Source organism: Archangium sp. (assembly GCF_036389735.1).
Lineage (GTDB): Bacteria > Myxococcota > Myxococcia > Myxococcales > Myxococcaceae > Archangium.
The window spans coordinates 1-2,341 of record NZ_DASVWK010000171.1; the positions used below are offsets into that span (position 1 = coordinate 1).

Genomic DNA, 2,341 nt, shown 5'->3' on the forward strand with positions numbered 1-2,341 from the left:
AGCATCCGCTTCTCGTTGCGGATGATGATGTCCGGGGCGTTGAGCTCCTGGAGCCGCTTGAGACGGTTGTTGCGGTTGATGACGCGGCGGTACAGGTCGTTGAGGTCGGAGGTCGCGAAGCGGCCGCCGTCCAGGGGGACCAGGGGACGCAGGTCCGGCGGGATGACCGGAATCACGTCCAGCATCATCCAGTCCGGCTTGTTGCCGGACATGCGGAAGGCCTCGGCCACCTTGAGGCGCTTGGCGTACTTCTTCTTCTTGGCCTCCGAGTTGGTCTCGCGCATGTCGCGGCGCAGGTCCTCGGACAGGCGCACGACATCAATGGACCGCAGCAGCTCGCGGACGGCCTCACCACCCATGCCAGCGCTGAAGGACTCCTCGCCGTGCTCCTCGTAGAGCCGGTGGAGCTTCTCCTCGCTGACGAGCTCGCCCTTCTGCAGGGGCGTCGCCTTGGGGTCGATGATGATGTAGCTCTCGCAGTACAGGACCTTCTCGAGCTCCTTGAGCGTGATGTCGAGCAGGTTGCCGATGCGCGAGGGCAGCGACTTGAGGAACCAGATGTGCGCCACGGGCGTGGCGAGCGTGATGTGGCCCAGGCGCTCACGACGCACCTTGGACTGGATGACCTCCACGCCGCACTTCTCGCACACGACGCCACGGTGCTTCATGCGCTTGTACTTGCCGCAGTTGCACTCGTAGTCCTTCACCGGGCCGAAGATGCGGGCGCAGAACAGGCCATCCCGCTCCGGCTTGAAGGTGCGGTAGTTGATCGTCTCGGGCTTCTTCACCTCGCCGTGCGACCACTGGCGGATCTTGTCCGGCGACGCCAGCGCGATGCGAATGGCGTTGAACGAGAGCGGATCCTTCGGCTTCTCGAAGAAGTTGAAAATGTCCTTCACGTTGCCTCCGAAATTCTTGGAGCGCTTGAAGCGCGAAATCGTTTCTCCTACCCGCCGGCGCCCGCCCGCTCAGGGAGCGGACGCCGGGGGGCAGGGCTGGTACCTCAGGCTTCGGTACCCGTCTTCACCCGCTCGTCGCCATCGCTGCTGCCGCCGCCGAAGTCACCACCGAACGAGCGTTGCCGCTCGGGCGGGGCGCTCTCCAGCAGCTCCACGTCCAGGGCGAGGGACTGGAGCTCCTTGAGGAGCACGTTGAACGACTCGGGCAGGCCGGACTCGAGGACGTTGTCGCCCTTGACGATGGCCTCGTACATCCGCGTGCGGCCGACCACGTCGTCGGACTTGACGGTGAGGAACTCCTGGAGCGTGTACGCGGCGCCGTAGGCCTCCATCGCCCACACTTCCATCTCTCCCAGACGCTGACCGCCGAACTGGGCCTTGCCGCCCAGGGGCTGCTGGGTGACGAGCGAGTAGGGCCCGATGGAGCGGGCGTGGATCTTCTCGTCCACCAGGTGGTGCAGCTTGAGAATGTACATCACGCCGACGGTGACGTTCTGGTCGAACGGCTCACCGGTGCGGCCGTCGAAGAGGACCATCTGACCGGTGCGCGGCAGCCGGGCCTCGTCGAACAGCGTGTGGATCTCCGTCTCGCGCGCGCCATCGAACACCGGCGTGGCGACATGGATGCCGCGCTTCAGGCGGCTGCACAGGCTGCGCACCTCGTCATCGGACAGGGTGTCCACGAACTCGCCGAAGGCCTTGTCGTCGTAGACGGTCTTCACCTGCTTCTTGAGGTTCTCGCCGGTGTAGTTCTCCTCGATGTACTTCTGGAGCTGCTCACCCACGCCCTTGGCGGCCCAGCCCAGGTGCGTCTCGAGAATCTGCCCGATGTTCATGCGCGAAGGCACGCCCAGCGGGTTGAGCACGATGTCCACCGGACGCCCGTCCTCGAGGTACGGCAGGTCCTCCTCGGGGAGGATGCGGGACACGACGCCCTTGTTACCGTGGCGGCCGGCCATCTTGTCGCCCACGGCCAGCTTGCGCTTGATGGCGACGTACACCTTCACCATCTTGATGACGCCCGGCGGGAGCTCATCGCCCTTCTTGATGCGGGCGATCTTCTCGCCGAAGGCCAGCTTCACGGCCTCGGTGGTCTCCTCCAGGTTGCGGAGGATGTCGCGCAGCTTGCCGTCGAGCTGGTCGCCGACGGAGATCTCCGTCCAGTACTTGTACGGCACGGTGGCCAGCAGCTCGTCGGAGACGATGTCCCCCTTCTTCAGGAGGATCTTGCCCTTGTCGTCGACCAGCTTGCCCTGGATCTCCTTGCCACGGATCATGGCGCGGAGGCGGCTGTAGGCGCTGTCGCGAAGGACCTTGATCTCGTCGTTCTGGTCCTTGAGGAGCTTGGCCTCCTCCATGGACTCGATCTGCTTGGCGCGCTC

Annotated in this window: 2 pseudogenes; both read right to left on the reverse strand. The window is 65.0% G+C overall.

The features are described from left to right. Positions 1 to 899: pseudogene (locus tag VF794_RS06355) on the reverse strand (DNA-directed RNA polymerase subunit beta'); the annotation flags it as partial. A gap of 104 nt (positions 900 to 1,003) precedes the next feature. Further along, positions 1,004 to 2,341 (reverse strand): annotated as a pseudogene (locus tag VF794_RS06360) (DNA-directed RNA polymerase subunit beta); the annotation flags it as partial.